The sequence below is a fragment of the Variovorax sp. FG153 genome, from assembly GCF_057809595.1.
This window is the reverse complement of sequence record NZ_JBMDKG010000005.1, coordinates 57,750-82,522: the sequence shown is the minus strand read 5'-3', so window position 1 is coordinate 82,522 and position 24,773 is coordinate 57,750. Positions and strand designations below refer to the sequence as shown.

Annotated in this window: 24 protein-coding genes; 21 read left to right on the top strand and 3 right to left on the bottom strand. The window is 71.0% G+C overall.

All coding sequences use genetic code 11. The features are described from left to right. Positions 1 to 229: 229 nt before the first annotated feature. The 15 genes from atzF (at position 230) to ACODT0_RS08215 (ending at position 14,993) form a co-directional block, all read left to right on the top strand. Positions 230 to 1,945: an allophanate hydrolase gene (atzF, locus tag ACODT0_RS08285; protein WP_489041042.1), complete on the top strand. Its 1,716-nt coding sequence runs from the start codon at positions 230 to 232 to the stop codon at positions 1,943 to 1,945. 38 nt (positions 1,946 to 1,983) lie between these two features. Next, on the top strand, positions 1,984 to 2,985 hold the full coding sequence (locus ACODT0_RS08280) for an ABC transporter substrate-binding protein (RefSeq protein ID WP_489041041.1): 1,002 nt from the start codon (positions 1,984 to 1,986) through the stop codon (positions 2,983 to 2,985). A 4-nt stretch (positions 2,986 to 2,989) separates the two neighbouring features. Continuing rightward, positions 2,990 to 3,820 carry an ABC transporter permease gene (locus ACODT0_RS08275; RefSeq protein ID WP_489041040.1) on the top strand — a complete coding sequence of 277 codons (831 nt, stop codon included), beginning with the start codon at positions 2,990 to 2,992 and terminating at the stop codon, positions 3,818 to 3,820. Next, a complete protein-coding gene (locus ACODT0_RS08270; RefSeq protein WP_422099627.1) occupies positions 3,817 to 4,650 on the top strand; it encodes an ABC transporter ATP-binding protein in 834 nt (277 codons plus the stop codon). Before ACODT0_RS08275 ends, ACODT0_RS08270 begins: the two co-directional genes overlap by 4 nt. Positions 4,651 to 4,664: 14 nt before the next feature. Next, the gene (locus tag ACODT0_RS08265; RefSeq protein WP_296732973.1) at positions 4,665 to 4,871 is read left to right on the top strand and encodes a DUF4089 domain-containing protein; all 207 of its coding nucleotides are present in this window, start codon (positions 4,665 to 4,667) and stop codon (positions 4,869 to 4,871) included. Next, the gene (locus tag ACODT0_RS08260; RefSeq protein WP_489041039.1) at positions 4,868 to 6,295 is read left to right on the top strand and encodes an AtzE family amidohydrolase; all 1,428 of its coding nucleotides are present in this window, start codon (positions 4,868 to 4,870) and stop codon (positions 6,293 to 6,295) included. Before ACODT0_RS08265 ends, ACODT0_RS08260 begins: the two co-directional genes overlap by 4 nt. Before the next feature lie 22 nt (positions 6,296 to 6,317). Further along, positions 6,318 to 6,704, top strand: a complete 387-nt coding sequence (gene hpxZ / locus ACODT0_RS08255; RefSeq protein ID WP_489041038.1) for an oxalurate catabolism protein HpxZ — start codon at positions 6,318 to 6,320, stop codon at positions 6,702 to 6,704. A gap of 45 nt (positions 6,705 to 6,749) precedes the next feature. Beyond that, positions 6,750 to 7,868 (top strand): BMP family ABC transporter substrate-binding protein, encoded by a 1,119-nt coding sequence (locus ACODT0_RS08250; protein WP_489041037.1) that lies wholly within the window; start codon positions 6,750 to 6,752, stop codon positions 7,866 to 7,868. 117 nt (positions 7,869 to 7,985) lie between these two features. Further along, a complete protein-coding gene (locus ACODT0_RS08245) occupies positions 7,986 to 9,062 on the top strand; it encodes an ABC transporter permease (protein WP_296732960.1) in 1,077 nt (358 codons plus the stop codon). Further along, positions 9,059 to 9,982, top strand: a complete 924-nt coding sequence (locus ACODT0_RS08240) for an ABC transporter permease (RefSeq protein ID WP_057592790.1) — start codon at positions 9,059 to 9,061, stop codon at positions 9,980 to 9,982. The genes ACODT0_RS08245 and ACODT0_RS08240 overlap by 4 nt, the downstream gene beginning before the upstream one ends. A 43-nt stretch (positions 9,983 to 10,025) precedes the next feature. Continuing rightward, the gene (locus ACODT0_RS08235; RefSeq protein ID WP_489041036.1) at positions 10,026 to 11,027 is read left to right on the top strand and encodes a formamidase; all 1,002 of its coding nucleotides are present in this window, start codon (positions 10,026 to 10,028) and stop codon (positions 11,025 to 11,027) included. Beyond that, on the top strand, positions 11,024 to 11,734 hold the full coding sequence (gene biuH / locus ACODT0_RS08230) for a biuret amidohydrolase (RefSeq protein ID WP_489041035.1): 711 nt from the start codon (positions 11,024 to 11,026) through the stop codon (positions 11,732 to 11,734). The genes ACODT0_RS08235 and biuH overlap by 4 nt, the downstream gene beginning before the upstream one ends. 202 nt (positions 11,735 to 11,936) lie before the next feature. Next, positions 11,937 to 13,511 (top strand): ABC transporter ATP-binding protein, encoded by a 1,575-nt coding sequence (locus ACODT0_RS08225; RefSeq protein WP_489041034.1) that lies wholly within the window; start codon positions 11,937 to 11,939, stop codon positions 13,509 to 13,511. A 13-nt stretch (positions 13,512 to 13,524) separates the two neighbouring features. Continuing rightward, positions 13,525 to 14,193 (top strand): cysteine hydrolase family protein, encoded by a 669-nt coding sequence (locus ACODT0_RS08220; protein ID WP_489041033.1) that lies wholly within the window; start codon positions 13,525 to 13,527, stop codon positions 14,191 to 14,193. A gap of 29 nt (positions 14,194 to 14,222) precedes the next feature. Further along, on the top strand, positions 14,223 to 14,993 hold the full coding sequence (locus ACODT0_RS08215) for a GntR family transcriptional regulator (protein ID WP_479671324.1): 771 nt from the start codon (positions 14,223 to 14,225) through the stop codon (positions 14,991 to 14,993). Between the two features lie 135 nt (positions 14,994 to 15,128). Here the strand turns inward: ACODT0_RS08215 and ACODT0_RS08210 are convergent, their stop codons facing one another. Together ACODT0_RS08210 and ACODT0_RS08205 are read right to left on the bottom strand one after the other, a co-directional pair. Further along, a complete protein-coding gene (locus tag ACODT0_RS08210) occupies positions 15,129 to 16,091 on the bottom strand; it encodes a tripartite tricarboxylate transporter substrate binding protein (RefSeq protein ID WP_261215322.1) in 963 nt (320 codons plus the stop codon). 35 nt (positions 16,092 to 16,126) lie between these two features. Next, entirely contained in the window at positions 16,127 to 17,377 is a 1,251-nt protein-coding gene (locus ACODT0_RS08205; RefSeq protein WP_489041032.1) for a flavin-dependent oxidoreductase, read from the bottom strand. Positions 17,378 to 17,449: 72 nt separating this feature from the next. Here ACODT0_RS08205 and ACODT0_RS08200 point away from each other — a divergent pair, with 72 nt between their 5' ends. Beyond that, on the top strand, positions 17,450 to 18,349 hold the full coding sequence (locus tag ACODT0_RS08200) for a LysR family transcriptional regulator (protein WP_479671326.1): 900 nt from the start codon (positions 17,450 to 17,452) through the stop codon (positions 18,347 to 18,349). A 1-nt stretch (position 18,350) separates the two neighbouring features. Here ACODT0_RS08200 and ACODT0_RS08195 read toward each other — a convergent pair whose 3' ends face one another. After that, positions 18,351 to 19,256 (bottom strand): LysR family transcriptional regulator, encoded by a 906-nt coding sequence (locus tag ACODT0_RS08195; RefSeq protein WP_413761773.1) that lies wholly within the window; start codon positions 19,254 to 19,256, stop codon positions 18,351 to 18,353. A 155-nt stretch (positions 19,257 to 19,411) separates the two neighbouring features. On the opposite strand from ACODT0_RS08195, the gene ACODT0_RS08190 reads away from it, so the two are divergent. The 5 genes from ACODT0_RS08190 to atzD are packed head-to-tail and all read left to right on the top strand — an operon-like array spanning position 19,412 to position 24,767. After that, positions 19,412 to 20,257 carry a cysteine hydrolase family protein gene (locus ACODT0_RS08190; protein ID WP_489041031.1) on the top strand — a complete coding sequence of 282 codons (846 nt, stop codon included), beginning with the start codon at positions 19,412 to 19,414 and terminating at the stop codon, positions 20,255 to 20,257. A 1-nt stretch (position 20,258) separates the two neighbouring features. Then, positions 20,259 to 21,299 (top strand): ABC transporter substrate-binding protein, encoded by a 1,041-nt coding sequence (locus ACODT0_RS08185; protein WP_489041030.1) that lies wholly within the window; start codon positions 20,259 to 20,261, stop codon positions 21,297 to 21,299. 38 nt (positions 21,300 to 21,337) lie between these two features. After that, entirely contained in the window at positions 21,338 to 22,129 is a 792-nt protein-coding gene (locus tag ACODT0_RS08180) for an SDR family NAD(P)-dependent oxidoreductase (RefSeq protein WP_489041029.1), read from the top strand. Between the two features lie 17 nt (positions 22,130 to 22,146). Beyond that, positions 22,147 to 23,616: an allantoinase AllB gene (gene allB / locus ACODT0_RS08175; protein ID WP_489041028.1), complete on the top strand. Its 1,470-nt coding sequence runs from the start codon at positions 22,147 to 22,149 to the stop codon at positions 23,614 to 23,616. Continuing rightward, complete coding sequence (gene atzD / locus ACODT0_RS08170; protein WP_489041027.1) at positions 23,613 to 24,767, top strand: cyanuric acid amidohydrolase; 1,155 nt, start codon at positions 23,613 to 23,615, stop codon at positions 24,765 to 24,767. Before allB ends, atzD begins: the two co-directional genes overlap by 4 nt. Positions 24,768 to 24,773 lie beyond the last annotated feature (6 nt).

Genomic DNA, 24,773 nt, shown 5'->3' with positions numbered 1-24,773 from the left:
CGGGGCACTGGGCGGTCGATGAGGCCGTGACCCGATCCACCGCCGCAGGGGGCGCCCCCCCCCCCCCCCCCCCCCCCCCCGCATGCCCCCACCCCAACCCTCCCCCAGCGGGGGAGGGAGCCACACATAGATAACTGAGCGACTGACGCCGCGGGCGCCCCACCAGCGGCCCGCGCGCGCTGGCACGCCACTTGCATCTCGACTTGTACACAAGTTTGGATGCCTGATCATGGTGCATGACGAGAAAGACCCGGCCGCCGCGGCGTGGATCCTGCGTTTCGCGCAGCCGCTGACGCGCGAGAACGACGACACGCGGGAAGCCACGCCCGCTACCACCCCCGCCCCGCTCGCGGGCCTGCGCTTCGCCGTCAAGGACAACATCGACGTCGCCGGCGTGCCCACCACCGCCGCCTGCCCGGCCTTCGACCGCCTGCCGGCCGCCCATGCGGCCGTGGTGCGGCGGCTGCTCGACGCCGGTGCGTCGCTGCTCGGCAAGACCAACCTCGACCAGTTCGCCTGCGGCCTCAACGGCACGCGCTCGCCCTATGGCGAGGTCGGCAATGCCTTCGATGCCAGCTATGTCTCGGGCGGCTCGAGCTCGGGTTCGGCCCGCGTGGTCGCCACCGGCGAGGCCGACTTCGCGCTCGGCACCGACACGGCCGGCTCGGGCCGCGTGCCCGCGGGCCTCAACAACATCGTCGGCCTCAAGCCCTCGCGCGGGCTGCTGAGCACCGCCGGCGTGGTGCCGGCCGCGCAGAGCGTCGACTGCGTCTCGATCTTCGCGCGCACGGTCGCGCTCGCGGTCGAGGTGCTGCAGGCCGCGCTCGGCTTCGATGCGCGCGATCCCTACTCGCGCGACCTCGCGCTCGATGCCGAGCCCTTCCCCGCCGCCTTCCGCTTCGGCGTGCCCGACCGCCTCGCCTTCTTCGGCGACACGCTCGCCGAGGCCGCCTTCGCCGACGCGCGCCGGCGCCTCGAGGCGCTGGGCGGCACGGCCGTCACCGTGCCCTTCGCGCCGCTGGCCGAGGCCGCCGCGCTGCTCTACGACAGCGCGCTGGTGGCCGAGCGCTATGCCGCGGTGCGCGCCTTCTTCGACCGCCACGAGGCCGAGGTCGTCGAGCCCGTGCGCGGCATCCTCGCGCAGGGCCGCGGCTACAACGCGGCCGACGTGTTCGAGGCCCAGACCCGGCTGCGCGCGCTCGCGCAGCAGGCCGAACCGATGTGGCGCGACATCGACGTGCTGCTGGTGCCCACCGCGCCCACGCACTACACGCGCGACGCGATGCGCGCCGACCCGGTGGCGCTCAACCGCAACCTCGGCGCCTACACCAACTTCGTCAACCTGCTCGACTACGCCGCGCTCTCGGTGCCCAGCAGCCTGCGGCCCGACGGCCTGCCCTTCGGCATCACGCTGATCGGCCGCTGCGGCAGCGACCTCGCGCTGGCCGAGCTGGGCCAGCGCTACCACCACGCCACCGGCCTCGCGCAGGGCGCGACCGGCGAGCCGCTGCCCGCGCCGCGGCCGATCCGTGGCCTCGCCCCGGCGCAGGCCGCGACGCTGCCGATCGCGGTGGTCGGCGCGCACCTCAGCGGCATGCCGCTCAACGGCCAGCTCACCGAGCGCGGCGCCGTGCTGCGCGAAGCCATCCAGACCGCGCCGCGCTACCGGCTGTACGCGCTGCCCGGCACCGTGCCGCCCAAGCCCGGCCTGCAGCGCAGCGCCGAGGGCGGCGCCGCGATCGCGCTCGAGGTGTGGGACCTGCCGCTGGCCGAGGTCGGCGGCTTCCTCGCGCTGATCCCCGCGCCGCTGGGCCTGGGCAGCGTCGAGCTGGCCGACGGCCGCTGGGTGCACGGCTTCATCTGCGAGGGCCATGCGCTGGCCGGTGCGGAAGAGGTCACGCGCCATGGCGGCTGGCGCGCCTATCTCGCGAGCCGCGCCGCCTGAATCCCTGTTGTCTTCGAACCCAGACCGAGGAGTCTTCCATGTCCATCTCCGACCTTCCTTCCTCCGCCTCGCGCCGACAGTTGCTGCAGGCCGGCGCCGCCGGCCTCGCGGTGCTCGCCGCGCCAGCGATCGTGCGCGCCCAGGCGGCGCCGAAGATCCGCGTCGGCTTCTGGCCGGTGGCCGCGGGTCTGCCTTTCTTCGCGGCGGTCGAGCGCGGCTTCTTCAAGGACGCGGGGCTCGACGTGGAACCGCAGAAGTTCGCGGGCGCGCAGCAGGTGATGGAAGCCATGCTCGCGGGCCGCTGCGACGGCAGCGCCAACGGCACCGGCTCGGCCAACCTCGCGATCGGCGAGATCGCGCAACCGGGCCTGTTCAAGATCTTCTGCACCAACCCGAGCAACGCGAAGTTCGTGCTCGACGAGTTCATCGTCGCGAAGGACAGCCCGATCAAGGCCATGGCCGAGCTCGCGGGCAAGAAGGTGGCCTCGGGCCCGGGCATCCAGAACGTCACGCTGTGCAAGACCATGCTCGAGCGCGCGGGCGCCAAGGGCGTGTCGGTCAGCGAGCTGCCGATCGGCCAGCACGTGGCCGCGCTGGTGGCGGGGCAGGTCGATGCCTGCTACACGCTCGAGCCCACCGGCACCGTGGGCCGCATGAACGGCACCACGCGCGTGCTCGAGGCCGGCGTGGTCGCGCGCTACATCCTCGGCGACCCGATGGCGCCCTGGCATGGCGGCGCCGCCAGCCTCACGACCGAGTTCCTCAAGAAGAACCCCGATGCCGCGAAGAAGTACATCGCCGCCTATGCGCGCGGCGTCGAGCTGGTGCGCGGCCAGCCCGACGAGGCGCGCCAGTACATGAAGGGCTACACCGCCATCGAGGGCAAGCTCACGGCCGAGGTGCCGCTGGCCTCGTACATGCTCTACAACGAGTTCAAGCCCAGCGACGTCGCCTACTTCCAGAAGTTCTACGACCTGTTCACCGAGAAGGGGATCTTCGAGAAGAAGGTCCTGGTGGACGGCCTGCTCTACAAGGCCTGACGCCATGGCCGACAGCAGCACCACCGCCTCCCCGTGGGCGCCGCCCGCGGGCAACGCCGCCGCCGCCGCGGCACCGAAGGCGCCCGCCTGGGAGCGCTGGCTGCCGGCCATCGGGCCGGTCGTCCTGTTCATCGTCTGGGACCTGGTGGTGCGGCTCGGCTTCATCAAGCCGATCCTGCTGCCCTCGCCGGCCGACACCGTGGCCGCGCTCATCACCGGCCTGGCCGGCGGGCCGCTGCTCGTCGACTTCGCCGTCACCGTGTGGCGCACCGTGCAGGCCTTCGCGATCGCCGCCATCGTCGGCATGCCGCTGGGCGTGCTGCTGGGCAGCAACGAGCGCGCCTACCGCAGCGTCGAGTTCCTGATCGACTTCTTCCGCTCCACGCCCTCGTCGGCGCTGATCCCGCTGTTCCTGCTGATCTTCGGCGTGTCCGACATCAACAAGGTGGCGATCGCGGCCTTCGGTGCGCTGCTGATCGTGGTGTTCAACAGCGCCTACGGCGTCATCAACGCGCGCAAGCAGCGCGTGATGGCGGCGCGCGTGATGGGCGCCTCGCGCTGGCAGATCTTCAAGGACGTGCTGGTGTGGGAGAGCCTGCAGCCCAGCTTCGTGGGCCTGCGCTCGGCGGTCTCGATGGCGCTGGTGATCGTGATCGTGGCCGAGATGTTCATAGGCTCCGACAACGGCCTGGGCCATCGCATCATCGACGCGCAGCAGGTGCTCAACGTCAAGAGCATGTATGCAGCCATCCTCGCGGCCGGCGCGCTGGGCTACGTGCTCAACATCCTCTTCCTCGTGGCCGAGCGCCGCATCGTTCACTGGAGCGGCCGATGAAAGCCACGCCCGACATCGTCGTCAACGGCCCGGTGTATGCCGACGTGCCCAGGCCGGTGTTCAAGCCCGGCCCGGCCGGCACCCACATCACGATCCGCGGCCTCACCAAGTACTTCGCGGGCTGGCCGCTGTACGAGAACTTCGACCTCGACATTCCCAAGCACCGCATCGTCTCGGTGTTCGGGCCCAACGGCTGCGGCAAGTCCACGCTGATCAACATGATCGCGGGGCTGATCCCCATCGACAGCGGCGAGATCCTGTTCGACGGGAAACAGCGCAAGGACACCAAGATCGGCTACGTGTTCCAGAACTACCGCGAGGCGATGTTCCCGTGGATGCGCACCATCGACAACATCGCCTATCCGCTGAAGCTCGAAGGCCGCAGCAAGGCCGAGGTCGATCGCCGCATGGAGGAGCTGGTCGCCTCCTTCGACGTCAAGTTCGACCTCAAGCGCTTTCCCTACGAGCTCTCGGGCGGCCAGCAGCAGACCGCGTCGATCATGCGCGCGCTCGCGCCGAATCCCGAGGTGCTGTTCCTCGACGAGCCCTTCTCGGCGCTCGACTTCGAGATGACGCTGTTCATTCGCGAGAAGCTGCAGGAGGTGTTCATGCGGACCGGCACCACCATGCTGCTGGTCTCGCACGACCTCGAGGAGGCCGTGTACCTGGCCGACGAGGTGCTGCTGCTGACCAAGCGCCCGACCAAGGTGGCCGAGATCCTGCGCTATGGCGATGCGCGCCCGCGCACGGTCGAGACCCTGAGCACCGAGAGCTTCGTCGCGATGAAGAAGCTGAGCCTCGACATCTTCCAGCGCGAAGTGCGCCGTTGAGAGGAGCCGACGCCATGACGCCCGAACAGATCGAACGCCACGTCGACGCGGCCGCGGCCGCGCTCGGCCTCCCGCTCTCGCCCGCCCACCGCGAGGGCGTGCTGCGCTACTTCGCGCTCGCGGCCGGCTTCGCGGCCACCGTCGAGGCGGTGCCGCTGTCGGTGCACGACGAGGCGGCGGTGCAGTTCGTTCCGGTCTCGCCTTCGGAGGCCGGCCGATGAACGCCGCCAGCCTGATCGCCAGGGACGCGAGCGCCATGGCCGAGGCGGTGCGCCGCGGCGAGGTCAGCGCCAGTGCGCTGGCCGAGGCCAGCCTCGCGCGCATCGAGGCCACCGACGGCCGCGTCAACGCCTTCACCGCCGTGCTGCGCGAACGCGCGCTGCGCCGCGCCGCGCAGGTCGATGCCTCGCTGGCCTCGAACGCGGCCGAGCGCACGCGCGAACTGCCGCTGCTCGGCGTGCCCTTCGCGGTCAAGAACCTGTTCGACATCGCGGGCATCGCCACGCTGGCCGGCTCGAAGATCGAGCGCGAGGCCGCGCCCGCGAACGCCGACGCGCTGCTGGTGCGCCGGCTCGAGCGCGCGGGCGCGGTGCTGGTCGGCGCGCTCAACATGGACGAGTACGCCTACGGCTTCACCACCGAGAACAGCCACGAGGGCCCGACGCGCAATCCGCACGACCTCTCGTGCATCGCGGGCGGTTCCTCGGGCGGCTCGGGCGCGGCCGTGGCCGCGGGGCAGGTCGGGCTCACGCTGGGCTCGGACACCAACGGCTCGATCCGCGTGCCGGCTTCGCTGTGCGGCGTGTTCGGCCTCAAGCCCACCTTCGGCCGGCTGCCGCGCAGCGGCAGCTATCCCTTCGTCTCCAGCCTCGATCACCTCGGGCCCTTCGCGCGTTCGGCGCGCGACCTCGCGCTGGCCTACGACGCGATGCAGGGCCCGGAGGATCCCGCCGGACGGCGCGACCCCGGCTGCACGCAGCGCGCGGTCGAACCGGTGGCGCCGCTGCTGGTGCGCGGCACGCAGGGCCTGCGCATCGGCGTGCTCGGCGGCTACTTCCGCGCCAACGCCGGCGCCGAGGCCAACGCCGCGGTCGACCGCGTGGCCGATGCGCTGGCCGCGCACGCCAGCGTCGAGCTGCCGCTGGTCGAGGCCGGCCGCGCGGCCGCCTTCCTGATCACCAACGCCGAAGGCGCGGCGCTGCACCTCGACGACCTGCGCCGCCGCGCGCACGACTTCGAGCCGCTGTCGCGCGACCGCTTCCTCGCGGGTGCGCTGCTGCCGGCCGCCTGGATCGCGCGCGCCCAGCGCGTGCGCCGCGCCTATGCCGAGGCGGTGGCGCGCGTGCTCGGCCGCTTCGACGTGCTGCTCGCGCCCGCCACGCCGAGCGCCGCCACGCCGGTGGGCGCCGAGCGCTTCGAGATCAACGGCCAGAGCCTGCCGGTGCGGCCCAACATGGGGCTGCTGACGCAGCCGATCTCGTGCATCGGCCTGCCGGTGTGCAGCGTGCCGGTGTGGGGCGCGCATGCGCGGCTGCCGATCGGCGTGCAGCTGATCGCCGCGCCCTGGCGCGAAGACCTCGCGCTGCGCGTGGCCGCGGCGCTCGAGGACGCGGGCGTGGCGCGCGCGCCCGTGGCCACCCTTTGACGACCGACGGACACCCAGCTTCATGACCACTCCCGAGATCAACCTGCCCGACGTGCTCGCCGAAGTCGAGGCCGTCTTCGCGCGCTACGAGCACGCACTGGTGCACAACGAGGTCGAGGTGCTCGACGAACTGTTCTGGGCCAGCCCGACCACGCTGCGCTACGGCGCGACCGAGAACCTCTACGGCTACGAAGCGATCCAGGCCTTTCGCGCATCGCGCCCCGCGCAGGGGCTCGCGCGCGAGCTGCTGCGCGTCGCCATCACCACCTACGGCCGCGACTTCGCGACCGCCCACTGCGAGTTCCGCCGCGAAGGCAGCGAACGCACCGGCCGCCAGAGCCAGACCTGGATGCGCACGGCCGAAGGCTGGCGCGTGGTCGCCGCGCACGTGAGCCTGCTCGGCGCCTGAGGCCCATTTCTTGCACCCCCACCTCCACCCTCCCGAAAGCACAGCATGACGAGCCAACCCAATCGCCGCGATTCCCTCAAGACCCTGGCCGCCCTCGGCGCGGCCGGCACCCTCGGTGCGCTGAGCCCCTTCGCTCGCGCGCAGGCCAAGCCGCTCACCGTCGGCGTGATCTACGTCGGCGCGCGCGACGACTACGGCTACAACCAGGCGCACGCGCAGGCCGCGGCCGAGATCAAGAAGCTGCCCGGCATCAAGCTGGTGGAAGAGGAGAACGTGCCCGAGACCGCGGCCGTGCAGAAGACCATGTCGGGCATGATCGCGCAGGACGGCGCCAAGCTGCTGTTCCCGACCTCCTTCGGCTACTTCGATCCGCACATCCTGGCCGTCGCGCCCAGGAACCCCGACGTGCGCTTCTCGCACTGCGGCGGCCTCTGGACCGAGGGCAAGCATCCGAAGAACGTCGGCAGCTTCTTCGGCTACATCGACGAGTGCCAGTTCCTCAACGGCGTGATCGCCGCCCACATGACGAAGAGCAACAAGATCGCCTTCGTCGCGGCCAAGCCGATCCCGCAGGTGCTGCGCAACATCAACGCCTTCACGCTCGGTGCGCGCTCGGTCAAGCCGAACATCACCTGCAGCGTGATCTTCACCGGCGACTGGTCGATGGCCGTGAAGGAGGCCGAGGCCACCAACAGCCTGGCCGACCAGGGTTGCGACGTGTTCACCATGCACGTGGACGGCCCCAAGGTGGTGGTCGAGACGGCCGCCAAGCGCGGCAAGATGGTCTGCGGCTACCACGCGAGCCAGGCCAAGCTCGCGCCGAACGCCTACCTCACGGGCGCCGAGTGGAACTGGCTCACCGCCTACAAGACCGCGATCGAGGCCGCGCAGACCGGCAAGCCGCATCCCAACTTCCTGCGCGGCGGCCTGAAGGAAGGCTACGTGAAGATGTCGGCCTACGGCCCGATGGTGCCGGACGCCGCGAAGAAGCAGGCCGATGACATCAAGGCGAAGATGATCGCGGGCACCTTCGACATCTTCAAGGACGGCATCAAGGACAACAAGGGCGCGGTGGTGGTGCCCGCCGGCAAGGTGCTCAAGCAGACCGACCTCGAGCTCGAGAAGATGAACTACCTGGTCGAAGGCGTGCTCGGCTCGGTCTAGCAATGTTGGCCCCCCGGCTTGCCACTGCGTGTGCTTCGCCACCCCCCGAGGGGGAGGCTCGGCCCGCCTTGGGGCGGCCCGGCGGCGGCCGATTCTCCCCCTTTCGAGAAAGCGGTCATGCGTAGCGCATTCAAGGAATTCGCCCTCCCGGTCTTCGCCATCGCGGCGGCGCTGCTGGTCTTCGGCCTGGTCGTCGCCTTCGCGGGCGTCGATCCGGTGGAGGTCTGGACCACGCTGTTCAAGGGCGCCTTCGGCGACTGGTTCTCGTGGCAGAACACGCTGCAGCGCGCGGCGCCGCTGATGCTCACGGCCCTGTGCGTGGCGCTGCCCGCGCGCGCCGGGCTGATCGTGATCGGCGGCGAGGGCGCGCTGGTGTTCGGCGGCCTGGCCTGCGCGGCGCTCGCGCATGCGCTGCCGTTGCCTTCGGGCGTGGTCGGCATCACGCTCCTGTGCATCGCGGGCGCGGCGGTCGGCGCGCTGTGGATCATGCTCGCGGGCTGGCTGCGCCAGTACCGCGGCATCAACGAGACCATCAGCAGCCTGCTGCTGGCCTACATCGCGATCGGCATCTTCAAGCACCTGGTCGAGGGGCCGCTGCGCGATCCCGCGAGCCTCAACAAGCCCTCGACCCACACCTTGCCCGACGGCCTGCTGATCGGCGGCATCGGCGGCTCCGACGTGCACTGGGGCCTGGTGGTCGGCATCGTCGCCTGCCTGGGCCTCGCGGCCTGGCTGCGCGCTACGCCCTCGGGCTTCTCGGTGCGCGTGGTGGGCGGCAACCCGCGCACCGCGCAGCTCGTGGGGCTGCCGGCCACGCGGCTGATCCTCGGCGCCTGCGGCCTCGGCGGTGCCTGCGCGGGCGTGGCCGGCGCGATCGAGGTGGCGGCGGTGCACACCAACGCCAACGCCTCGCTGATCGCGGGCTACGGCTACGCGGGCATCCTGGTGTCCTTCATCGCGCGCCACAACCCCGCGGCCATCGTGCCGGTGGCGATCCTGTTCGGCGGCTTCGGCGCCGCGGGCAGCCTGCTGCAGCGGCGCGTCGGCCTGCCCGATGCCTCGGTGCTGGTGCTGCAGGGCATCGCCTTCGTGCTGATCCTCGCGAGCGAGGGGCTGCGCACGGTCAACTGGAAGAAGTTCGGCGACCGCATGCTGCCCGAAGCCAAGAGCTACGACAGGAGTTCCGTTGCATGACCGCTGACCAGTGGATCGCGCTCGTGGCCGGCATCGTCGGCGGCGCGCTGCGCGTGGGCGCGCCCTTCCTGTTCGTGAGCCTGGGCGAATGCCTCACCGAGAAATCGGGCCGCATCAACCTCGGCCTCGAAGGCGTGCTGGTGCTGTCGGCCATGGCGGCCTTCGGCGGCGCGTACCTCACCGATTCGGCCTGGCTCGGCGTGCTGATCGGCGCGACGGCGGGCGCGGCGCTCGCGCTGCTGCACGGCCTGTTGTGTTCGCTCGACCGCGTCAACGACGTGGCCACCGGCATCGCGCTGATGCTGCTGGGCACCGGACTCGCGTTCTACCTCGGCAAGCCGCTGATCCAGCCGCAGGCGCCGCAGATTCCCGCGATCCCGCTGGGCTTCTGGAGCGACAACCCGGTGGTGCGCTCGGCGCTGCAGCTCAATGCGCTGGTGCCGGTGGGCCTGGCGCTGGCGCTGCTGCTGTGGTGGGGCTTCGCGCGCACGCGCATCGGCCTTTTGGTGCGCATGGCCGGCGATTCGGCGCAGGCCACGCGCGCGCTCGGCTATTCGGTGTCGGGCCTGCGCATCGCGGCCACCACCGCGGGCGGCTTCATCGCGGGGCTCGGCGGCGCCTCGCTCACGCTGTTCTATCCGGGCAGCTGGAACGAGGGCATCTCGAGCGGCCAGGGCCTGATCGCGGTGGCGCTGGTGATCTTCGCGCGCTGGAGCCCGCTGCGCTGCGTGGGCGCGGCCTTCCTCTTCGGCGGCGCGGGCGCCATCGGTCCCGCGCTGCAGTCGATCGGCATCGGTTGGGGCTACCACCTCTTCAACACCGTGCCCTACGTGCTCACGCTGGCGATCCTGGTGCTGACCTGCCGTCCCGGCAGCGCGGCCGCGGGCAGCCCCGGCGAGCTGTCGGCCACCAGGAACTGAACCTCGACATGACTCCAAACCCCATCACACAAGGACATCGCCCATGAGCGGCCTCGGCGGACTCAACAAATCGGCCAACGGCGTCGTCGTCGGCCTGGTGCAGCTGCAGCTGCCCAACGTGAAGACGCGCGCCGAGCTCGCGGCGCAGACCGCGCGCATCTGCGAGCTGGTGGGCAAGGCCCGCCGCAACCAGTCGACCATGGACCTGGTGGTGTTCCCCGAGTACGCGCTGCACGGCCTCTCGATGGACACCAACCCCGAGATCATGTGCACGCTCGACGGCCCCGAGGTCGCGGCCTTCAAGCGGGCCTGCATCGAGCACCGCATCTGGGGCTGCTTCTCGATCATGGAAGCCAACCCGCGCGGCAACCCCTACAACAGCGGGCTGATCATCGACGACCAGGGCGAGATCCGGCTCTACTACCGCAAGCTGCATCCGTGGGTGCCGGTCGAGCCCTGGGAGCCCGGCAACCTCGGCGTGCCGGTGTGCGACGGCCCCAACGGCAGCAAGCTCGCACTGATCATCTGCCACGACGGCATGTTCCCCGAGATGGCGCGCGAGGCCGCGTACAAGGGCGCCGAGATCATCCTGCGCACGGCCGGCTACACCGCGCCGATCCGCCATGCCTGGAAGATCACCAACCAGGCCAATGCCTTCTGCAACCTCGCGTACACGGCCAGCGTGTGCCTGAGCGGCAGCGACGGCAGCTTCGACTCGATGGGCGAGGGCATGTTCTGCAACTTCGACGGCACGGTGCTGGTCGAGGGCGGCGGCCGCGTCGACGAGATCGTCACGGCCGAGCTGCGGCCCGACCTGGTGCGCGAGGCGCGCACCGGCTGGGGCGTGGAGAACAACATCTACCAGCTCTACCACCGCGGCTACGTGGCGGTGAAGGGCGGGGCGCAGGACTGTCCCTACACCTACATGCGCGACATGGCCGCGGGCACCTACCGACTGCCCTGGAGCGCCGAGGTGAAGGTGACCGACGGCACGCCTTGCGGCTTCGCGCCGCCCGAACGCAGCTACGCAGGACCCGGACAATGAGCACCAACTACACCGCCGCCGTGCAGCGCCACGTCGCGGCCGAACCCTATGCCTGGCCCTACAACGGCCAGCTTCGGCCCGACAACACGGCGCTGATCGTGATCGACATGCAGACCGACTTCTGCGGCAAGGGCGGCTATGTCGACGTGATGGGCTACGACCTGTCGCTGGTGCAGGCGCCGATCCAGCCGATCGCGCGCACGCTCGCGGCGCTGCGGCCGCTGGGCTATCACGTGATCCACACGCGCGAGGGCCACCGGCCCGATCTCGCCGACCTGCCGGCCAACAAGCGCTGGCGCTCGCGCCAGATCGGCGCCCACGGCGTGGGCATCGGCGACGACGGTCCCTGCGGGCGCATCCTGGTGCGCGGCGAGCCGGGCTGGGAAATCATCCCCGAGCTCGCGCCGCTGCCCGGCGAGACCGTGATCGACAAGCCCGGCAAGGGCTCGTTCTATGCCACCGACCTCGAGCTGATCCTGCGCACGCGCGGCATCGAGAACCTGATCCTCGCGGGCATCACCACCGACGTCTGCGTGCACACCACCATGCGCGATGCCAACGACCGCGGTTTCGAATGCCTGCTGCTGTCGGACTGCACGGCGGCGACCGACCACGGCAACCATCTCGCGGCGCTCAAGATGATCACGATGCAGGGCGGGGTGTTCGGGGCGCATGCTTCGTCGCAGGCTTTGCTGGCGGCTTTATGAGCGCGGGTCATTCGGTTCGTGTCACGGGGACTGGCTTTCGACGGCCGGGGCGCGATCACGCCACTGGGGTGCCTTGCTCCGCGAATGTCCCCCGGCCTTCGGCCTCCTCCTTGATTTCGCTGCGCAAGGCACCCCAGCGACGTGATCGAGGGGCGCTGTGGTCGTACCGGCCGCGCCCCGAACGACCCCTTGGAGTCCGGATATGAGCACAACATCCCCTCACGCCATCGGCGGCCTCCCCCCAGGCACCGGCGCGCTCGCGCTCGACACCTACCGCCTCACCAAGCGCTTCGGCGCCTTCACCGCGATGGACAGCGTGACGCTGCGCGTCGAACCCGGCAGCGTGCATGCGCTGCTCGGCGAGAACGGCGCGGGCAAGAGCACGCTGGTGAAATGCGTGGCCGGCTTCCAGCGCGCGGAGGAGGGCAGCATCCTGATCGACGGCCGCGAGCAGGACATCGCCAACCCGATCGTCGCGCGCGCGCTCGGCATCGGCATGGTCTACCAGCACTTCACGCTGGCGCCGGGCATGACCGTGGCCGAGAACCTGCTGCTGGCCGGCGGCCGCACGCCCGCGGTGATCGACTGGAAGGCCAAGCGCGCCGAGCTCGAGGCCTTCCTGGCCACCACGCCGTTCCGCCTCGACCTCGATGCGCGGCCGTCCGAACTGGCCGCGGGCGAGAAGCAGAAGCTCGAGCTGCTCAAGCAGCTCTATCTGAAGCCGCGCCTCTTGATCCTCGACGAGCCGACCTCGGTGCTCACGCCGCAGGAGGCCGACGAGGTGCTGGGCCATGTGCGCGAGTTCGCGCGCAGCGGGCTGTGCACCGTGCTGATCATCACGCACAAGTTTCGCGAGGTCATGGCCTATGCCGACGGCGTGACGGTGCTGCGGCGCGGCAAGGCCGTGCACCATGGCCGCGTGGCCGACACCAGCCCGGCGCTGCTCGCCGCGACCATGATGGGCGCGCAGCAGACCGCCGCGGCCCCGGCGCAGGCAGCAGCCTCCACGCGCCGCGCGCCGGCCGCCGATGCGCCCGTCGCGCTCGAGGTCGAGGGCCTGCGTGCGCTCGGCGACCGTGGCACGCTCGCGCTGCACGACCTGAGCCTGTCGGTGCGCGCGGGCGAGATCCTCGGCGTGGCGGGTGTCTCGGGCAACGGCCAGCGCGAACTGGTCGAGGCGCTGGTGGGCCAGCGCCCGCGCCTCGCGGGCCGGGTGCGCGTGATGGGCGCGCCCTACCGCGCAAGCCGCGCCGAGAACCGCGAACTCAGGGTGCGCAGCCTGCCCGAGGAGCCGCTGCGCAATGCCTGCGTGGGCGACCTGAGCGTGGCCGAGAACATGGCGCTGCGCGACTTCGACCGGGCGCCGCTCGCGGCCGGCGGCCTGCTGCGCTTCTCGCGCTGGCGCGCACGGGCACGCGAATGGATCGCCGAGTACGGCGTGAAGACCCAAGGCGAAGGCGCGCCCATCCGCAGCCTCTCGGGCGGCAACGTGCAGCGCGCCGTGCTCGCGCGCGAACTCGCGGGCGACATCAACGTGCTGATCGCGGCCAACCCCGTGTTCGGCCTCGACTTCGCGGCCGTGGCCGAGATTCACGAGCGCATCGTGCAGGTGCGCGAGAAGGGGGGGGCGGTGCTGCTGGTCAGCGAGGACCTCGACGAGCTGCTCGAGCTGTCGGACCGCATCGTCGTCATGAGCGAGGGCCGCGTGGTCCACGAGACCGCCGCCGCGGGCGCCGAGCGGCACGTGATCGGCGCGCACATGGGCGGCGGCCACTAGAAGGACATCGAACATGCAGATCGCACAGGCCTTGCCTTTCCCTTACGACTTCGATCCGAAGTCCACCGCGCTCGTGCTGATCGACATGCAGCGCGACTTCATCGAGCCCGGCGGCTTCGGCGAAACCCTGGGCAACGATGTCTCGCTGCTCGAGGCCATCGTGCCGGCCACGCAGCGCGTGCTCGCCGCGTGGCGCGCGGCCGGCGGCCTCGTCGTCCACACGCGCGAGGCGCACCGGGCCGATCTCTCGGACTGTCCACCGGCCAAGCGCAACCGCGGCAATCCCACACTGCGCATCGGCGACGAGGGACCGATGGGCCGCATCCTCGTGGCCGGCGAGCCCGGCAACCAGATCATCGAGGCGCTCGCGCCCGTGGCCGGCGAGATCGTGATCGACAAGCCCGGCAAGGGCGCCTTCTATGCCACCGAGCTGCACGAGTTGCTGCGTGCACGCGGCATCACCCACCTGCTGTTCGGCGGCGTCACCACCGAGGTCTGCGTGCAGACCAGCATGCGCGAGGCCAACGACCGCGGCTACGACGGCCTGCTGCTCGAGGACTGCACCGAGAGCTACTTCCCGGCCTTCAAGACCGCCACCGTCGAGATGGTGCGCGCCCAGGGCGGCATCGTCGGCTGGACCGCGACCGGCGGCCAGCTCATCGAAGCGCTCGGCGGCGCATGAAGCGCGCCGCAGCGACTACCATTCGCCCCGTGTCGACCATCGCCCGTCCCCGCCACGGCACCGAAGCCGCCGAACCCACCGCCCCCGCGTCCACCCCCGTGGCCGCCGACGCGGTCGTGTTCCGCACGCGCGCCGACGAGGTCTATGCGCAGCTCAAGCGCGACGTGGCCGAGTTCATCCTCGTGCCGGGCGACCGCTTCACCGAGAACGAGATCAGCGACCGCCTCGGCGTCTCGCGCACGCCGGTGCGCCAGGCGCTGTTCCGGCTGCAGCAGGAGGGCTTCGTCGAGGTGCTGTTCCGCAGCGGCTGGCGCGTGCTGCCCTTCGACTTCGAGCAGTTCGAGCAGCTCTACGACCTGCGCATGATCCTCGAGACCTCGGCCGTGCACCGCCTGTGCGAGGCCGACCGCCGCGTCGACCGCAGCCTGCTCGACGAGCTCGCGGCCATCTGGCTGGTGCCCGCCGCGCAGCGCAGCACCGACATGGCGCAGGTCGCGGCCTGGGACGAGACCTTCCACTGCTCGCTGGTCGCGGCCGCGGGCAATGCCGAGATGGCGCGCGTGCATCGCGACGTCACCGACCGCATCCGCATCATCCGCCGCCTCGACTTCACGCAGCAGCCGCGCATCGACGCCACCTACGACGAGCACGCCAAGATCCTCAAGGCCGTGCGCGCCAACCGCGGCGACCAGGCCGCGATGCTGCTGCGTGCCCACATCGAGACCAGCCAGGCCGAGGTGCGCAAGATCACGCTGCACCAGGTGCATCTGGCGCGGCACGCGGGGCGCGCGCCGCGTTGAAGGCATTTGCCCCTTCCCCCGCTGGGGGAAGGTCGGGATGGGGGCACCGGGCGGTCGATGAGGCCGCGACCCTGTCCACCGCCGCATGCCCCCACCCCGGCCCTCCCCCAGCGGGGGAGGGAGAAAGACGCCGGCTCAATCCGCCGTGATGTTCCCCTTCTTCACCACCGCCGCCCAGCGCTGCGCATCCTTCTGGATCAGCGTGCCGAACTCCGCCGGCGTCGAGCTCGCGGGCACCATGCCCTGCGCCTCGAAGGACTTGGCGACCTCGGGCGACTTCAGCACCGCGGCGATCTCCTTGTTGAGCCGCGCCACCACGTCGGCCGGCGTGCCCTTGGGGGCGAGCACGCCGTACCACATGTCGACGTTGTCGGCGGTCACGCCGGCCTCGGCCAGGGTGGGCACGTCGGGCAGTTGCGGCAGGCGGTGGCTGCTGCCGGTGGCGAGCGCCTTGAGCTTGCCGGCCTGGATGTGCTGCAGCGCCACGTGCACCGGCAGGAACATCGCGTCGATGCGCCCGCCGAGCAGGTCGGTGACGGCGCCCGCGGTGCCCTTGTAGGGCACGTGCAGCAGCTCGGTGCCGGTGCCCTGCATCAAGAGCGCCATCGACAGGTGGTGCGGCGTGCCGACGCCGGGCGTGGCGTAGGTCAGCTGGCCCGGATGCGACTTGGCCGCGGCCACGAGCTGCGCGAGCGTGCCGGCCTTCTGCGTGTTCGGGTTGGTCACCAGCAGCAGCGTGCCCCAGGAGGTCAGCGTCACCGGCGTGAAGTCCGCCACCGGGTCGTAGGCCAGCGTCTTGTAGAGGCTCTTGTTCATCACCAGCGTGTTGACCTGCACCATCAGCGTGTAGCCGTCGGGCTTGGCGCGCGCCACCTTCTCGCTGCCGATGTTGCCGCTGGCGCCGGCCACGTTCTCCACCACCACCGGCTGGCCCAGCGCCGCGGGCAGCCGTGCCGAGAGCTGGCGTGCGATCAGGTCGATGCCGGTGCCGGGCGTGTAGGGCACGACCAGCGTCACGGCCTGGTCGGGCCAGGCATGGGCGGCCATGGCGCTGGCGGCGGCGAGCAGGGTGGCGAGGGTCTTGGTCAGAAGGCGCATGGTGTCTCCGGGTGCATGTTCTTGGGGGGATGGGGTCAAAGGTACGGGGCGCGCTGCTTGAGCGCGGCCGGGTCGTAGCCGGCCACGCGCTTGTAGTGGTCCGAGATCGCCTGCAGCTCCTGCTGCGTCACGATCTCGTCGAGCCTGTCGAAGCGCTTGCCGCCCGAGCGCTCGAACACCTCGCGCAGGATGGTGTCGGGCGGATTGCTGCGGTTGGTCAGCACCACCTCGGTGGTGGCCTTCACGCGCACCCGGTCGTAGCTCTCGAGCGCGGCCTGGCCGACGCCCTCGCGCTTCATCGCGCCCGCGAGAAAACGCGCGTCGATGATCGCCTGGCCCGCGCCGTTGGAGCCGCGCGGCACCATCGGATGCGCGGCGTCGCCCAAGAGCGTGAGGCGGCCGTGGGTCCAGCGCGGCAGCGGGTCCTGGTCGACCATCGGGTACTCGAGGATGGTGTCGGAGGCCTGGATCAGCGCCGGCACGTCGAGCCAGTCGAAGTGCCAGTCGGCGAAGGCGGGCAGGAAGTCCGCGAGCCGGCCGGCGCGGCTCCAGTCGCGCATCGCGGGCTGCGGCGCGTGGATCTCGGCCACCCAGTTCACGAGCTGGCGGCCCTGCGCGTCGATGTCGTTGCGGATCGGGTAGATCACCATTTTGCCGACCGTGAGCCAGCCCGCGCGCACCATGCTGCCGCCCGTGAGGAACGGCTGCCACGCGGCCGTGCCGCGCCACATGTTGATGCCCGAGTAGCGCGGCGCGCCTTCGTTGGGATAGAGCTGCTTGCGCAGCGCCGAGTGGATGCCGTCGCAGCCGATCGCCACCGCGCCGCGCACCGGCGCGCGGCCGTCGGCGAAGTGCACCGTCACGCCCGCGTCGTCCTGCTCGACGCCGGTGCAGCGGTGGCCGCAGCGCACGCTGTCGGGGCCGAGGCGCTTCAGCGTCTCCTCGAGCAGCACGGTCTGCAGGTCGCCGCGGTGGATCGAGTACTGCGGCCAGTCGTAGCCCGCATGCCGGCCCGCGGGCTCGCGGAACACCAGCTGGCCGTGCTCGGTGAAGAACACGGCCTCCTGCGTGCGCACGCCGACCCGGTCGAGCGCCTCGAGCAGGCCCAGTTCGGACAGCTCGCGCACCGCGTGCGGCAGCAGGTTGATGCCCACGCCCAGCGGGCGCAGCTCGGGCACGGCCTCGTAGACGCGGCAGGCGATGCCGGCCTGGTGCAGGCTCAGCGCGAGGGTCAGGCCGCCGATGCCGGCGCCCAGGATGATGACTTCGTTGGATGCGGTGCTCATGGGGGCCGTATTGGGACCTGAAATGAGCCATAGGGGAAATTTAGATGTGATATGGATTTATGATGAATTCTTATGAACCTGAGCACGCGCCAGATGCGCGCCTTCCTGCAGGTGGCGCGCATCGGCAACTTCACGCGCGCGGCCGAGCAGGCGCACATCACCCAGGCCGGCCTGAGCATCCTGATCCGCGAGATGGAGAAGCAGCTCGGCTGCCGCCTGTTCGACCGCACCACGCGCATGGTGAGCCTCACGCCGGCCGGCCGGCGCCTGCTGCCGGTGGTGGAGCGGCTGCTGACCGACCTCGACGACGTGGCGGCCGAGCTCGGCGCCGAGGGCGACGCGGCGCGCCAGACCCTGCGCATCGCGGCCACGCCGCTGGTGTCGTCGCACCTGCTGCCCTGGGTCTTCGCGAGCTTTCGCGAGGCGCACCCGCAGGTCGCGCTGCGGCTGTTCGATGCCGACCTGCGCGATGTCGAGGCGATGGTGGAGGCGGGCGATGCCGACCTCGGCCTGGGCTTCTTCTTCAGGGCCGCGCCCGGCCTCGACCGCACGCCCGTGGGCCGCTTCGAGCTGATGCGCGTGACGCAGGCCGCGGCCGACGGCGAGCCGGTCGGCAGCGCGCCTTGGTCGGCGCTGCGCGGCGCCGCGCTGATCGGCCTGCCGCCCGGCAACCCGATCCAGAAGGTGATCGACCGCCAGCTCGGCGAGATGGGCCTGGCCGACGCGCAGCGGCCCGCCTTCAATTTCTTCGGCACGCTGATCTCGATGGTCGAGGCCGGCTTCGGCACCGCCGTGATGCCCACCTTCGCGCTCGCGGCCTGCCGCCGCCACCGCGTGCGGACCGACGTGCTCGTGAAGCCGCGCGTGGGCATGGACTTCTTCCGCGTGACCAGGCGCGGGGTGCACGAGACCGAGGCGCTGCGGGCGTTCAGCGAGACGCTGAGGAAAGCGCTGCCGGCGCTCTCGCACTGAGTCAGTCGAGCGCCGCCAGCCGCTTGCCCAGGAACTCCGCGAACGCATAGGCGATCACCGGCAGTTGCCGCCCGCGCAGGTTCGCGAGCACCAGCTCGCCGCGCGGAAAGCCGCGGTCCTCGATCTCGCGCACCACCACCTCGCGGTCGTCGGGCAGGGCGCCGATCGCCATCTGGAACGAGATCGAGCGGCGGTCGTAGACGCAGCCGCGCAGGAACTCGAAACTGTTGCTCTCCACCATCGCGTCGATGCGTATCGAGCTGCGCGCGAGGAAGCGCTCGATCAGCTGGCGCCCGCCGGTGTCGCGGTTGGGCAGCACCACCGGGTACTCGGCGCAGTCGCGCAGCCGCACGCCGGTGGCCGTGCCGGTGGCGATGGCCAGCGGATGACGCGCATGCATCAGCGCCATCAGCCGCTGCTCGACCGAGGTCAGGCGCTCGATGTCGCTCTCGGGCGCGAGGTTGAACACCAGCGCGAGGTCGGTGCCGAAGCTGCGCAGCGCCTCGGCCGCCTGCACGTGGTCGCCGATGCGCACCTCGAAGGCCACCAGCGGATGGCTCCGGCGGAAGTCGTGGATCGCCGCGGGCAGGAAGCGCGGCGCCAGCGCCTGGCTCGCCACCACCCGCACCGTGCCGCGGCGCAGCCCCTTGAGCTCCTCGATCTCGGAGCGCACGCGCTCGAGGTCGGCCGCGCGCCCGCGCACGTAGCGCATGAACAGCTCGCCCGCGGTGGTCAGCCGCATGCCGCGCGGCAGCCGCTCGAAGATCGGCGTGCCGAGCTCCTCCTCGATGTCCTGGATGCGGCGGTTCACGGCCGAGGGCGCGACATGCAGCCGTTCGGCGGCCTGGCGGATCGAGCCCGCGCGGGCGACCTCGTCGGCATAGCGCAGGAAGCGCAGGTGGTTCATGGCGGATCGTTGGCTGAGGGATGTGGCCGCGACCGGTTGCACGATCCGGGCCAATGGCGGCACAGGAGGTGCGTTGCCGTTGCGGCAACGCAGGGTCCGCGAAACGGTATGGATTCGGAGCACCTTCTGGCACGGTGACTGCGTAGTGATCGGGCATGAAACGCCCATCGCCGCCCCCACGCACCAAAGACGAACAGCCGGCACGCTTCGGCCCCGCCGCGCACAACGCCTGGACGCTCGACGCGCAGGGCGTGAGCCTGGTACGTGCACCAAGGCGACCCGTTCCGGTGCGCATCGATGCACAGCCGCAGCCGGTGCAGTTCGACCTCGCGCGCAGCGCGCTCGTGGTGGTCGACATGCAGAACGACTTCTGCCACCCCGAAGGCTGGTTCGCGCAGAAGGGCCTGGGCACCAAGGCCGCGCGCAAGCCCATTCCCGTCATCGCGCGCCTGTTGCCCGCCTGGCGCGCGGCCGGCGGCGCGGTGGTGTGGCTCAACTGGGGCATCCGCGCCGATGCGCGCAACCTCAGCCCCACCATCCACTTCAAGGGCAAGCGCAGCGCCGATGGCGTGGGCTATGCCGAGCGTTCGCCGATCGACCACGGCCCCTCGCTGGTGCGCGGCGAATGGGGCGCGCGCGTGGTCGACGAGCTCGAGGTCGCCGCCTCCGACATCACCGTGCACAAGCACCGCCTGAGCGGCTTCTGGGACAACGAGTTCGACAGCCTGCTGCGCCAGCAGGGCATCACCACCTTGCTGTTCGCTGGCATCAACACCGACCGCTGCGTGTTCTCCACGCTGCAGGACGCGGCCTTCCTCGGCTACGACTGCGTGCTCTTGAAGGACGCCTGCAACACGCCGTCGCCGGCCTACGTCACGCGCGGCATCCATTTCATCGTGCAGCAGCTGCACGGCTTCGTCGCCACGGCCGAAGCGCTCATGGCCTCGCTGCCGAAGCGTTCGCGCCGCACCGCATCCACCCCGCCCCACCAGGAGTCCTGACATGTCCCTCTTCCGCCTCTCCATGCCCGCGCTGCTCTCGGCCTGCGCGCTCGCGCTGGCCGCCACCGGCGCCGCCGCCCAGACCTCGGTCAAGATGGTCCTCAACTGGAAGTACGAAGGCGCGCAAGCCTGGTTCTTCACCGCGCAGGACAAGGGCTACTTCAAGGCCGAGGGCCTCGATGTCGAGATCGACCAGGGCGAGGGCTCGGCCGCCTCGATCCCGAAGGTGGCCGCGGGCGCTTACCAGGCCGGCTTCGGCGACGTCAACGCGCTGATCGACCTGGCCTCCAAGCGCCCGGCCGATGCGCCGGTGGCGGTCTACATGCTCTACAACACGCCGCCCTTCACGCTGGTGGTGAAGCAGGACAGCCCGATCCGCACGCCCAAGGACCTCGAGGGCAAGACCATCGGCGGCCCGGCCAACGACGGCGCGCTCAAGCTGTTCCCGGCCTTCGCGAAGATCGCGAACGTCGACCCCGCCAAGGTCAACATCACCAACATGGCGCCGAACCTGCGCGAGCAGATGTTGAGCCGCGGCCAGATCGACGCCGCCTTCGGCTACGTGACCACCGTGAGCTTCAGCGCCAAGGCCATGGGCCTCGATCCCGCGAAGGACCTGCGCTTCATCCGCTACGGCGACCACGGCATGGACCTCTATTCGAACGCCGTGTTCTTCTCGCGCGCCTTCGTGAAGGACAACCCGAAGGCGGTGCAGGGCTTCGTGAAGGCGCTCAACCGCGCGATCAAGGACGTGATCGCCGATCCCGATGCCGGCGTGGCCGCGGTGATGAAGCGCGAGCCGCTGCTCAAGCGCGAGGTCGAGAAGGAGAAGCTGCTCGCCACCCTGCGCAACGACATGAGCCATCCCGAGATCGCGCGCATCGGCCTGGGCGACATCGACGAGGCGCGCATGCAGCGCGCGATCGAGATCGTGGCCGATGCCAACAAGCTGCCGCGCAAGCCCACGGTGGCCGAGGTCTTCGACCGCGGCTTCCTGCCCGCGCGCGCCGAGCGGCCCTCGAGCCTGGACCGCCAGCCCTGAACCCCGCCACGACGACACGAACAGAGAAAGACACGAACATGGACCTGCAACTCAAGGACAAGGTGGCGCTCATCACCGGCCCCGCCAAGGGCATGGGCCGCGCCGTGACGCTGGCCTTCGCGCGCGAAGGCGCGAAGCTGGTGCTGGCCGGCCGCGACACCGCCGCCATCGAGCCCGTGGCCACCGAGGCCCGCGCGCTCGGCGTGGCCGCCATCGTGGTGCCCTGCGACCTCACGCAGAGCGCCCAGACCGAGGCGCTGGCCGCGCATGCGCTCGAGGCCTTCGGCCGCATCGACATCCTGGTCAACGTGGCCGGCGGCTCGGGCCCGATCGGCAAGACCGGTTGGGAGACCACGAGCGAGGAGTTCGACGAGATCGTGCAGCTCAACATGACGGGCTGCTTCAACACCATGCACGCGGTGCTGCCCTCGATGATCGAGCGCAAGAGCGGCAAGGTGGTCAACGTCGGCGGCACCTTCGGCATGCGCGGGCGCGCCGGCCGGCTCGCCTACTCGGCCTCGAAGTGGGGGCTGCGCGGCATCACCAAGAGCTTCGCGCTCGAGGCCGGCCCGCACGGCATCAACGTCAACTGCGTCGCGCCGGGCATGGTCGACGGGCCGCGCTTTCGCGAGAAGGTGTGCGCCAACATGGCCGAGAAGCTGGGCATCACGCTCGAGGAGGCGATGACGCGCCATGCGGCCGACTACGCGCTGCGCCGCGTCTCCACCGACGCCGACGTGGCCAACGCCTGCCTGTTCATGGCCAGCGACGTCTCGCGCCAGATCACCGGCGTCGACCTGCCGGTCGATGGCGGCTGGGCCATGCTCTGAACGCGAGGGAACGAAGCATGAAGGAAGTCGACCTCGTCATCCGCGGCGCCCAGGTGGTGTCGCCGGACCGCATCTTCGAAGCCGCCGTCGCGATCGCCGGCGAGCGCATCGTGGCCGTCGGCCACGACGACACCATGCCGAGCGCGCGCGAGGAGATGCGCGCCGACGGCCTGCACCTGCTGCCGGGCGCCATCGACAGCCACGTGCATTTCCGCGATCCCGGCTATCCGAACAAGGAGACCTGGAAGACCGGCTCGGCGGCCGCCGCGCTCGGCGGCGTGACCACCGTGTTCGAGATGCCCAACACCAACCCGCCGACCGGCACCGTCGAGGCGCTGCGCCTCAAGCAGAAGGCGGCCGAGTCCTCGTACGTGGACTTCGGAATCCACGGCCTGCTCGGCGACGACACCGTCGAGCGGCTCGAGGAACTGCTCGACGCCGGCGTGACCAGCTTCAAGGCCTTCGTCGGCAACACCTTCGGCAACCTGCCCGCGCCCACCGACGGCGCGCTGCTCGAGGGCTTCGAGAAGCTCGCGCCGCTGGGCATCCGCACCGTGGTGCATGCCGAGAACTCCTCGATCCTGTTCCGGCGCCAGAAGAAGATGCAGGCGGCCGGGCGCATCGACGCGATGGCGCACCTGGCGGCGCGGCCCGCGGTGGCCGAGATCGAGGCCATCGGCCGCGTGCTCACCCTGGCCGAATGGACCGGCGCGCGCGTGCACATCGCGCACCACAGCGCGGCCGATTCGCTCTACCTGCTGCGCGCGGCGCGCGCACGTGGCGTCGACGTGACGGCCGAGACCTGCCCGCAGTACCTGCTGCTCAACACCGACCACATGCGCACGCTCGGTGGCGTGATGCGGCTGAACCCGCCGATCCGCGAGCCGCGCCACAACCAGCCGCTGTGGGACGCGCTGCTCGACGGCACGCTCGACATGATCGCCACCGACCACGCGCCGCACGCGCCCGAGGAGAAGACGCGCGAAAGCATCTGGGACTGCGACTGCGGCTTCCCGGGCGTGGAGACGCAGATGCCGCTGATGCTGACCGAGGTCAACCGCAGCCGAGCCTCGCTGATGGACTACGTGCGCTGGAGCTCGGTCAACCCGGCCAAGGCCTGGGGCCTGTACGGCACCAAGGGCGTGATCGCGCCGGGCGCGCATGCCGACATCGCCTTCGTCGACATGAACCGCGCGGGCGTGCTGTCGCAGAACAAGCTGCAGAGCATCAGCAAGATCTCGCCGTGGAACGGCCGCGCGGTGCGCGGCTATCCGCTGCACACCCTGCTGCGCGGGCGCTTCGTGATGCGCGACGGCCGGCTGGTGGCCGAGGCCGCGGGCTGGGGCCGCTCGGTGAAGGGCGTGCAGCGCATGCCGGTGGCCAAGCCGCGCAACACCGAGCACTACAGCAGCGCGATCCTCGAGACGCCGCCGGGCGTGCCCGTGAATGCGGTGCCGGTCGGCGAGATCGACTGGAACGCGGCATGAGCGGCGGCCGCATCCAGGAAGTGCGCGTCTGGCGCATCCCGTGCAGCGGGCCCGGCGACCTGCGCGGCGCGCGGGCGCTGATCGACGCGGGCGAGCTCGTGCCGTCCGAGATCGTCGCGGTGATGGGCAAGACCGAGGGCAACGGTTGCGTCAACGACTTCACGCGCGAGTACGCCTCCGCGGCCTGGTGCCAGCTGCTCGCGGGCGCGCTCGGCTGCACGCCCGAGGCCGTGCACCGCCAGGTGGCGCTCGTGATGTCGGGCGGCACCGAGGGCGTGCTCTCGCCGCACTTCACCGTGTTCGCGCGGCGCTGGCGCGACGAGGCCGTGCCCACGCATGGCGAGAAGCGGCTGGTGGTCGGCGTGGCGCACACGCGCGACTTCCTGCCCGAGGAGATGGGCCGCGCCGCGCAGATCGACGCCACCGCCGAGGCCGTGGCCGCGGCGATGCGCGACGCGGGCATCGACGGCACGCACGACGTGCACTTCGTGCAGGTCAAGTGCCCGCTCTTGACCTCGGCCAAGGTGGCGGCCGCGCTCGCGCGCGGTGCCGCGCCGGTCACGCACGACAGCTACGAGTCGATGGGCTACTCGCGCGGCGCCTCGGCGCTCGGCGTGGCGGTGGCGCTCGGCGAGGTGGCGCGCGCCGATATCGGCAACGCCAGCGTGATGGCCGACTGGAGCGCCTACTCGGCGCGCGCCTCGGCCTCGGCCGGCATCGAGCTCGAGGGCAACGTGGTCATCGTGCTCGGCGAGGCGCGCGCCAGCGCCTCGGCGCTGCGCATCGCCCATGGCGTGATGCGCGACGCGATCGACGGCCACAGCGTGCGCGCGCTGCTACGCGATGCCTTCGGCCTCGATGCCGAGCGCGACGCGCAGGCCGTCTCGCGCCGGCTCGTGAACCTGCTCGCCAAGGCCGAGGCCAGCCCCGACGGCCGCGTGCGCGGCGAGCGCCACACCATGCTCAACGACTCCGACATCCATGCCACGCGCCATGCGCGCGCGGTGGTCGGCGGCGTGCTGGCCTCGCTGGCCGGCCACACCGCGCTCTATGTCTCGGGCGGCGCGGAGCACCAGGGGCCCGCGGGCGGCGGTCCGGTGGCCGCGATCGTGCGCGTCGAGGACGCGCACGCGTCCTCTCCTTCTTCCTGAAAGCGA

Excerpts from the sequence above, each read along its gene's own strand:
- ACODT0_RS08195 (WP_413761773.1), bottom strand. The coding sequence starts at position 19,256 with ATGAACCACCTGCGCTTCCTGCGCTATGCCGACGAGGTCGCCCGCGCG.
- allB (WP_489041028.1), top strand. The coding sequence starts at position 22,147 with ATGAAGGAAGTCGACCTCGTCATCCGCGGCGCCCAGGTGGTGTCGCCG.
- ACODT0_RS08235 (WP_489041036.1), top strand. The coding sequence starts at position 10,026 with ATGAGCGGCCTCGGCGGACTCAACAAATCGGCCAACGGCGTCGTCGTC.
- ACODT0_RS08185 (WP_489041030.1), top strand. The coding sequence starts at position 20,259 with ATGTCCCTCTTCCGCCTCTCCATGCCCGCGCTGCTCTCGGCCTGCGCG.
- ACODT0_RS08275 (WP_489041040.1), top strand. The coding sequence starts at position 2,990 with ATGGCCGACAGCAGCACCACCGCCTCCCCGTGGGCGCCGCCCGCGGGC.
- ACODT0_RS08265 (WP_296732973.1), top strand. The coding sequence starts at position 4,665 with ATGACGCCCGAACAGATCGAACGCCACGTCGACGCGGCCGCGGCCGCG.
- ACODT0_RS08225 (WP_489041034.1), top strand. The coding sequence starts at position 11,937 with ATGAGCACAACATCCCCTCACGCCATCGGCGGCCTCCCCCCAGGCACC.
- biuH (WP_489041035.1), top strand. The coding sequence starts at position 11,024 with ATGAGCACCAACTACACCGCCGCCGTGCAGCGCCACGTCGCGGCCGAA.
- atzF (WP_489041042.1), top strand. The coding sequence starts at position 230 with ATGGTGCATGACGAGAAAGACCCGGCCGCCGCGGCGTGGATCCTGCGT.
- ACODT0_RS08250 (WP_489041037.1), top strand. The coding sequence starts at position 6,750 with ATGACGAGCCAACCCAATCGCCGCGATTCCCTCAAGACCCTGGCCGCC.
- ACODT0_RS08245 (WP_296732960.1), top strand. The coding sequence starts at position 7,986 with ATGCGTAGCGCATTCAAGGAATTCGCCCTCCCGGTCTTCGCCATCGCG.
- ACODT0_RS08205 (WP_489041032.1), bottom strand. The coding sequence starts at position 17,377 with ATGAGCACCGCATCCAACGAAGTCATCATCCTGGGCGCCGGCATCGGC.
- ACODT0_RS08270 (WP_422099627.1), top strand. The coding sequence starts at position 3,817 with ATGAAAGCCACGCCCGACATCGTCGTCAACGGCCCGGTGTATGCCGAC.
- atzD (WP_489041027.1), top strand. The coding sequence starts at position 23,613 with ATGAGCGGCGGCCGCATCCAGGAAGTGCGCGTCTGGCGCATCCCGTGC.
- ACODT0_RS08240 (WP_057592790.1), top strand. The coding sequence starts at position 9,059 with ATGACCGCTGACCAGTGGATCGCGCTCGTGGCCGGCATCGTCGGCGGC.
- hpxZ (WP_489041038.1), top strand. The coding sequence starts at position 6,318 with ATGACCACTCCCGAGATCAACCTGCCCGACGTGCTCGCCGAAGTCGAG.
- ACODT0_RS08190 (WP_489041031.1), top strand. The coding sequence starts at position 19,412 with ATGAAACGCCCATCGCCGCCCCCACGCACCAAAGACGAACAGCCGGCA.
- ACODT0_RS08220 (WP_489041033.1), top strand. The coding sequence starts at position 13,525 with ATGCAGATCGCACAGGCCTTGCCTTTCCCTTACGACTTCGATCCGAAG.
- ACODT0_RS08180 (WP_489041029.1), top strand. The coding sequence starts at position 21,338 with ATGGACCTGCAACTCAAGGACAAGGTGGCGCTCATCACCGGCCCCGCC.
- ACODT0_RS08210 (WP_261215322.1), bottom strand. The coding sequence starts at position 16,091 with ATGCGCCTTCTGACCAAGACCCTCGCCACCCTGCTCGCCGCCGCCAGC.
- ACODT0_RS08200 (WP_479671326.1), top strand. The coding sequence starts at position 17,450 with ATGAACCTGAGCACGCGCCAGATGCGCGCCTTCCTGCAGGTGGCGCGC.
- ACODT0_RS08280 (WP_489041041.1), top strand. The coding sequence starts at position 1,984 with ATGTCCATCTCCGACCTTCCTTCCTCCGCCTCGCGCCGACAGTTGCTG.
- ACODT0_RS08260 (WP_489041039.1), top strand. The coding sequence starts at position 4,868 with ATGAACGCCGCCAGCCTGATCGCCAGGGACGCGAGCGCCATGGCCGAG.